General features: G+C 37.8%; 8 protein-coding genes. All 8 read right to left on the bottom strand.

The genetic code is table 11. From position 1 onward, the window contains the following. Window positions 1-82: 82 nt before the first annotated feature. The 8 genes from QZT73_RS04885 to sufB all read right to left on the bottom strand — a co-directional run bounded on the left by QZT73_RS04885 (window position 83) and on the right by sufB (window position 7,745). Window positions 83-1,369 (bottom strand): citrate synthase, encoded by a 1,287-nt coding sequence (locus QZT73_RS04885; RefSeq protein ID WP_291778660.1) that lies wholly within the window; start codon window positions 1,367-1,369, stop codon window positions 83-85. A gap of 303 nt (window positions 1,370-1,672) precedes the next feature. After that, a complete protein-coding gene (locus QZT73_RS04880) occupies window positions 1,673-2,092 on the bottom strand; it encodes a BrxA/BrxB family bacilliredoxin (RefSeq protein WP_291778664.1) in 420 nt (139 codons plus the stop codon). A gap of 28 nt (window positions 2,093-2,120) precedes the next feature. Further along, the gene (locus QZT73_RS04875; protein ID WP_291778667.1) at window positions 2,121-2,465 is read right to left on the bottom strand and encodes a DUF59 domain-containing protein; all 345 of its coding nucleotides are present in this window, start codon (window positions 2,463-2,465) and stop codon (window positions 2,121-2,123) included. A 5-nt stretch (window positions 2,466-2,470) separates the two neighbouring features. Then, window positions 2,471-2,902, bottom strand: a complete 432-nt coding sequence (locus QZT73_RS04870; RefSeq protein WP_291778670.1) for a SufE family protein — start codon at window positions 2,900-2,902, stop codon at window positions 2,471-2,473. After that, window positions 2,899-4,122 (bottom strand): cysteine desulfurase, encoded by a 1,224-nt coding sequence (locus QZT73_RS04865; protein ID WP_291778673.1) that lies wholly within the window; start codon window positions 4,120-4,122, stop codon window positions 2,899-2,901. Before QZT73_RS04865 ends, QZT73_RS04870 begins: the two co-directional genes overlap by 4 nt. Before the next feature lie 8 nt (window positions 4,123-4,130). Continuing rightward, complete coding sequence (sufD, locus tag QZT73_RS04860) at window positions 4,131-5,408, bottom strand: Fe-S cluster assembly protein SufD (RefSeq protein WP_291786905.1); 1,278 nt, start codon at window positions 5,406-5,408, stop codon at window positions 4,131-4,133. 32 nt (window positions 5,409-5,440) lie between these two features. Continuing rightward, window positions 5,441-6,202 (bottom strand): Fe-S cluster assembly ATPase SufC, encoded by a 762-nt coding sequence (gene sufC / locus QZT73_RS04855; RefSeq protein WP_291786903.1) that lies wholly within the window; start codon window positions 6,200-6,202, stop codon window positions 5,441-5,443. 97 nt (window positions 6,203-6,299) lie between these two features. Beyond that, entirely contained in the window at window positions 6,300-7,745 is a 1,446-nt protein-coding gene (gene sufB / locus QZT73_RS04850; protein ID WP_291786900.1) for a Fe-S cluster assembly protein SufB, read from the bottom strand. Window positions 7,746-7,971 lie beyond the last annotated feature (226 nt).

Here is a 7,971-nt window from a genome sequence, read left to right as displayed (position 1 = left end):
TAGTTTCGGAAAATTTTTTTATACATAAAAAAGCTCCCAGTACAATTTTCAGTATGGGAGCTTTCTATTTGTAAGCGAAGTTTTATCTTTTATTCATAGAGACATAATCTCTTTCGGTTTCTCCGGTATAAATCTGCCTTGGTCTACCAATAGGTTCTCCGTTATGTCTCATTTCCTTCCATTGAGCGATCCAACCTGGAAGTCTGCCCATAGCAAAAAGCACGGTAAACATGTCAGTTGGGATTCCTAAAGCCCTGTAAATAATGCCTGAGTAGAAATCAACGTTTGGATAAAGTTTTCTATCAACAAAATATTGGTCATTCAGGGCTGCATGTTCCAATTCTTTGGCTATATCCAAAACCGGATCATTTACACCCAGTTTTGTCAAAACGTCATCTGCAGCTTTTTTGATGATTTTAGCTCTAGGATCAAAGTTTTTATAAACCCTATGACCAAATCCCATCAATCTAAAAGAATCATCTTTGTCCTTGGCCTTGTTTAGGAATTTTTTGGTATCGCCGCCATCAGCCTTAATTGCCTCCAACATTTCTATAACTGCTTGGTTCGCACCACCATGGAGTGGCCCCCAAAGGGCATTGATACCGGCCGAAACGGAAGCATAAATACTGGCTTGAGAAGATCCTACAATCCGTACTGTTGATGTAGAGCAGTTTTGTTCGTGATCTGCATGTAAAATGAGCAATTGATCCATGGCTTTTGAAACTACTGGATCAACATCATATTTCTCGGCCGGCAAAGCAAACATCATTTTCAAAAAATTCGAACAATAATCCAGGCTGTTGTCCGGGTAATTAACCGGATGTCCTACCTCGTTTTTATATGCCCAAGCAGCAAAAGTTGGCATTTTCGCCAGAAGCCTAATGATACTCAAATTCACTGCTTCCTCATTCCTGTTTGGATCAAGGGATTCGGGATAAAAAGCAGATAGGGAACAAATCAATGAAGATAAAACGCCCATAGGATGGGAGTTGGAAGGGAATCCATCAAGTATTTTTTTGATATCCTCATGCACTAATGTATGGGTAGTTATATCCCTTGTAAATTTTTCGTATTCTTTTTGAGTTGGAAGTGCACCGTAAATTAGAAGATAAGCCACCTCTAAAAATGAAGATTTTTCTGCCAAATCTTCGATCCTATATCCTCTATACCGAAGGATACCCTTTTCTCCATCTAGAAATGTGATAGAACTGGTTGTGGATCCCGTATTTTTGAAACCTGGATCAATAGTGATCAAACCAGTTTGAGCCCTTAGTTTGGCAATGTCAATTGCTTTTTCATTTTCGGAACCTTCAATAATAGGGAGTTCAAAATCTTTTCCTCCATAGGATAACTTAGCGATTTCGGACATAAGTTTATATTTATTTATCAGTTTATTGTTTAATTAATCTTTTAACTTATTACAAAGCCCTTAAGTTAGGAAAATCGTGTATTTTTTACATGATTATTTATACCAACTGCGGAATTTCGATGTTTTGTTATCACGGTATTTTCTGCCTCTAAAAAGACATTAATGTAATTGAGTGTGGCAACGATTTTACTTTTTGCCAATATACTGAAATAATTTTCAGTAATATGCAAAATTATATTCTGATTTCCTGTTTAGAAAATACTATATTTTTTTAGCAGAAAAAAAGCCCGAAAGGGCTTATTTTTATTTACAGAAGTGATCGAATACTTCGACCAAATGATCTCCTATCATTTTGGCATTCCTGCCTTCAATATGATGTCGCTCAATGAAGTGTACCAACTCTCCATCTTTAAACAAGCCCATAGCTGGTGATGATGGAGGGTAGGGTAGGTGTAACTGACGTATTTTGGCAACTGCCTCAACATCATTTCCCGCGAAAACGGTAGCCAAAACATCAGGTTTTACGCTGCTATTCTCCAGCGCGTACCTTACACCAGGTCTGGCTGCACCTGCAGCACAGCCACATACGGAGTTGATAACAACTAAAGTCGTACCTTTAAAATCTTTGATATGATTTTCTACTTCTTCTGCAGTTCTGAATTCTTGAAAACCCACATCGGTAAGTTCAGAACGCATGGGTGCAATTAAATTCTCTGGATACATATTGGTTGTGATTTAAATATTGATACAATTAAAGAAAGCCTAATTCTAGTTTAGCCGCCTCAGACATCATATCTTGAGAATAAGGAGGATCAAAGGTCAATTCCATTTCAACATGGTTAACGCCTTGTATCTGTTGAATTTTATCCTTGATTTCAGAAGGAATAAATTCTGCAGATGGACAGTTTGGTGAGGTAAGGGTCATTAACACATATACATTATTGACCGGATAAACACTGATTTCATAAATAAGTCCCAATTCATATACATCCACTGGAATTTCTGGATCATAAACCTGTTTGATGGCATTGACCACTTTTTCTTTTAATTCCTCAGAAGGTATTTCAGCTAGATTGTTATTGGCAGTTTCTGTCATGGTAATCAGGCATTTTGTTTGGTTTGATACGCAAGCGCGTATAATTTCATTTGCTTAATCATGGCAGCAAGTCCATTGGATCTTTGCGAACCGATAATGTTTCCCATTCCGATTTTATCAATAAAAAACAGGTCTGCATCTAAAATTTCTTTGGGTTTTTTCCCCGACAAGACCCGAATGAGTAAACTGATCAAACCTTTGGTGATATCTGTATTTGAGTCTGCAAGAAATTCAATTTGGTCATTATCATCCTTTGCTGTAAGCCAAACCTTGGACTGACAGCCCTTTATGATATTGCTGTCGATCCTTTCATTTTCCGGGAAGTCGGGAAGCTTTCCACCCAATTCCATGATATAAAAAATGGTGGATTCTTTATCGTCACCCAGAATATTGAATTCTTCAATAATTTCGTTTTGTATATCGTTTACGCTGCTCATTTATTTTTGATTTTTGCAATTTTGGAAACAGCCTCAGTCATTTGATCGATTTCTGATTTGGTATTATAAACAGAAAAAGAGGCCCTTACTGTTCCCTCTAAACCAAATCTTTGCATCAATGGCTGTGTACAGTGATGTCCTGTCCTTACAGCAATCCCTGTGGCATCAAGCATTACCCCTACATCAAAGGGATGCATTTCCCTGATATTGAAGGATATCACACTTATCTTATCCTTTGCGATTCCTACCGGAATGAACCCTTTGATCTCGCTCCAGGAGGAAGAAGCATATCTCAGCAACTCATCCTCATGATTTTTAATATTACTTTTTCCAATTTCTCTGATGAAATCCAGTGCGGTTTTAAAGGCAATTACATCTGCAATGTTGGGTGTTCCGGCCTCAAACTTGAAAGGGATGTCATTGTATGTGGTTTTTTCAAAGCTGACTTCCTTAATCATTTCTCCTCCGCCCTGGTAAGGCGGCATGGATTCCAATACCTCTCTTTTACCGTAAAGAATTCCCAAGCCTGTTGGCCCATAAAGCTTATGTGCAGAAAAAGCCAGAAAGTCACAGTCAAGCTCCTGTACATCAATAGTAAGGTGACTGGTTGATTGTGCTCCATCTAAAAAAACTTTTGCCCCCCATTTCTTAGCTGCTTGGATCATTTCCCGCACTGGGTTTATAGTTCCAAGCGCATTTGAAACATGTATTACAGAAAGTATTTTTGTTTTTTCAGAAAGCAATTTTTCGAATTCATCATAAATGATTTCTCCCTGATCATTTACTGGAATTATTTTCAAAACAGCTTCTTTTTCTTCACAGAGCATTTGCCAGGGAACAATATTTGAATGGTGCTCCATTGCAGAAATAAGTACTTCATCTCCTTTAGTAAGGAATTTCCTGCCGTATGTACTGGCCACAAGATTAATGCTCTCCGTAGTTCCTTTGGTAAAGATGATTTCACTGTCTTCCCTGGCATTGATAAATTCCTTAACAGCGGCTCTGGTATCTTCAAAATACCTTGTTGCCCTGTCAGCTAAGGTGTGTGCCCCCCTGTGAATATTGGAATTATCAAGCTTATAGTAACCACTTATAGCGTCAATTACTGATTGTGGTTTTTGGGTTGTGGCAGCGTTGTCAAAATAAACCAATGGCCTACCATTCACCTCTTGGTGTAATACAGGAAATTGATCCCTGATTTTATCTACATTTAAAGACATGTGATCATTCAATAGCTCCCTCCTAATCTTTCCTCAACTTTCTCTGTGACAAAATTTCTGAATTGTTCATTCGAAATTTTTTCCAAAACCTCTCCTGCAAAGGCATAAAGTAAAAGCGCTCTGGCCTGTTCTTTGCCTAATCCTCTCGCCTGTAGGTAGAATAATGCCTCCTCATCCAATTGCCCAGTTGTACATCCGTGTGAACACTTTACATCATCAGCCCAAATTTCGAGCTGAGGTTTGGTATTTACAGTAGCATCCTCTGACAATAAAATATTATTATTCTGTTGGAAAGCATTCGTTTTTTGTGCATCCTGTCTAACAAAAATCTTCCCATTGAAGACTCCTCTGGAATGATCTGCAAGGATACCCTTATACAATTCATTGGATTCAGAATGGGGTTTTGTATGATCTACGTTGGTATGATTGTCGACATGTGTCTTTCCATTCAATAAGTAAAGCCCATACATATTCCCTTCACAACCGGAATCCAATAAGTTTAGACTCAGGTTGTTTCTCACCATATCTCCAGATAAAGATACCAGAGAAGATGTAAATGTTGCATCCCTGTGAATATCAGTCTCAAAGTTGTTCACTACAATGGCTTTTCTGCTTTCGTCTTGTAGTCTGCTGTAATGTACATGAGCGTTCTGTGCAACTTTGATTTCCGTTACAGCATTGGCAAAATAGGGAGCATCATCTAAGGAAACAGTGTTTTCCAGGAAAGTCACCTCAGAATTATCTTCTACTTGAATGAATACTCTTGTGGAAATAACTTCACCATCATTGGCTTTATTGAAAAAGAGGATAAAGATTGGTTTTGAGATTTGTTTGTTCTTACCTACATGTATGGACACTCCATTTCCAAATGTAGCTGAATTCAATGCTGTAAAAGGATCTTTTTCCATCTTGGCTATTTTGCCAAAGTTCTCAGATTGTGCTTGATCCAGACTTACTAAAGAATAATCCTGACCGGATAATTTGGATAATTCCTGACTGAAATTACCATTGTCAAATACAATCAGATCTCCATCAAACCCTTCAAATAAGTGCTTGTTCAGCAATTCTTTGTTTAAACCAACAGGTCTAGCTGGTCCAAAGTTTTTGATCGATTGTTCAAGTTTTTTGGTGATGGCAGTGAACTTGTACTCCTCTTCTTTCAGCACAGGTAATCCTTCTGTTTGGATTATATCAACTCCTTTATCCCTTAATTCCCGGAAATTTTCAAGAGTACCGTGCTTTGCCAGAATCTGATCTGCAATTTTATTATTTATCAATGTTGTCATGGGATGAAATAGCTTTAAAAGGTTAATAAGATTTAGACCGAGGCAGATTCAACCTCTTCTTTGATCCAATCGTAGCCCTTTTCTTCTAGTTCTAAAGCCAATTCTTTTGATCCGGATTTGACAATTTGGCCTTTGTACAATACGTGTACAAAATCAGGAACAATGTAATCCAACAATCGCTGATAATGTGTTACCACTATAGTCGCGGTTTCAGATGTCTTTAATTTGTTGACTCCGTTCGAAACGATTTTCAAGGCATCAATATCAAGTCCAGAATCTGTCTCATCCAAAATGGAAAGTTTTGGCTCTAACATTGCCATCTGAAAAATCTCATTTCTTTTTTTCTCCCCACCTGAGAAACCCTCATTTAGGGAACGGCTCATCAGTTTTTGATCTATCTCCACCAATTTCATCTTCTCCTTCATAACAGAAAGGAATTTGACTGCATCCAGAGCTTCTAAACCTCTGTGTTCCCTCACTTGGTTGACTGCGGTCCTCAGGAAGTTGGTCGTACTAACACCTGGGATTTCCACGGGATATTGAAAAGCAAGAAATACACCTTCTCTTGCCCTTTCTTCAGGAGCCATTTCCAATAGATCTTTTCCTTGAAAAATCACTTCTCCGTCCGTTACTTCATATTCTTCTCTGCCTGCTAAAACTGAGGCTAAGGTAGATTTTCCCGAGCCATTGGGGCCCATAATGGCATGGATTTCCCCTGGTTTGATTTCAAGATTTATCCCTCTTAGGATTTCATTGCCTTCGATTGAAGCGTGTAGATTTTTTATAGTTAACATCTTTGTAGAATTTCAATTTGGGTACATGAATAGTGTTAATAGCAATTTCCCTTTGATTTTTTCAATCAAATGAATTTGTGAATGCAATGCTGAATGATCAGCCAACTGAGCCCTCCAAGGTCAATGCCAGAAGTTTTTGGGCTTCTACTGCAAATTCCATTGGCAATTGATTCAATACTTCTTTGGCATAACCATTGACAATTAGTGCAACGGCATCTTCTGTTGCGATTCCCCTTTGATTACAATAGAAAATCTGATCTTCACCGATTTTTGAAGTAGTGGCTTCATGTTCCACTTTGGCAGAAGAATTCTGAATATCTATGTAAGGGAAAGTATGTGCACCACATCTATCCCCCATTAATAAGGAGTCACATTGGGAAAAATTCCTGGCATTGACTGCTCTTTTCATCACCTGTACCTGCCCTCTGTAAGAATTTTGGGAATGGCCGGCTGAGATACCTTTGGAAACAATCCTGGATTTGGTGTTCTTTCCAATGTGGATCATTTTTGTGCCTGTATCAGCTTGTTGGTAATTGTTGGTTACGGCTACAGAATAAAATTCACCAATAGAATGATCTCCTTTCAAAATACAGGAAGGGTATTTCCAGGTTACAGCAGAACCTGTTTCCACTTGAGTCCAAGAAATTTTAGAATAATCTCCTGCACAAATCCCCCTTTTTGTTACAAAATTGTAAATACCACCTTTACCGTCTTTGTCCCCAGGAAACCAATTCTGAACAGTAGAATATTTAACCTCTGCATTTGTATCTGCATAGATTTCCACTACTGCAGCGTGCAACTGGTTTTCGTCTCTTTGGGGAGCTGTACAACCTTCTAGGTAAGATACATATGAAGATTCCTCAGCCACTATTAAGGTCCTTTCAAATTGACCTGTATTGGCAGCATTAATTCTGAAATAGGTAGAAAGCTCCATCGGACATCTCACTCCTTTGGGTATGTAACAAAAAGAGCCATCGGAAAAAACAGCAGAATTCAGCGCAGCATAATAGTTATCAGTAATTGGAACTACCGAACCTAAATATTTTTTGACCAAATCAGGATGTTCCTTTACAGCTTCGCTGAAAGAGCAGAAGATGATTCCTAATTTCGATAAAGACTCTTTGAATGTAGTACCAACAGACACTGAGTCCAGTACAGCATCTACTGCAATACCCTGTAATTTCTTTTGCTCATTTAAAGAAATACCCAATCTTTCATATATCTGAAGCAATTCAGGATCTACCTCATCAAGGTTTTTCGGTTTATTTTTCTGTTTTGGGGCAGAATAATATTTCAAAGATTGAAGATCAATTTTGGGATAGGTTACATTTGCCCACTCTGGCTCTTTCATGGCCTGCCATGTTTTAAAAGCTTTTAGACGCCATTCAAGAAGCCATTCAGGCTCCTCTTTTTTAGCAGAAATCCAACGTATAATGTCCTCATCGAGTCCGGCAGGAGCTTCATCGGCTTCAAGATTTACTGACCAGCCATGCTCGTATTCTTTCGAGGTAAATTCTTCCAATATTTGATTGTCTTTGCTCATAGGGTGAGTTATTTAGACTAATTACATTTTATGTTGCTAAGATACAACATTAAAGTAAATTTTATTGTTCATCGTATGTTTAAAATTTAGAATAATTGGCAATATGAAGGGTTTAAACAGCTGATAAACAGTATTATAAGAAATAAAAAATCTTAAAACAAGTAGAATGATTAAATGGGTAAAAGCTAAAAAAATATAAATATAATCATAATGATAATTTATTTAG

Source organism: Cecembia sp. (assembly GCF_007126775.1).
Taxonomy (GTDB): Bacteria; Bacteroidota; Bacteroidia; order Cytophagales; family Cyclobacteriaceae; genus Cecembia.
The sequence above is the reverse complement of the archived record's forward strand: the minus strand, read 5'-3'. Positions and strand labels throughout refer to the sequence as shown.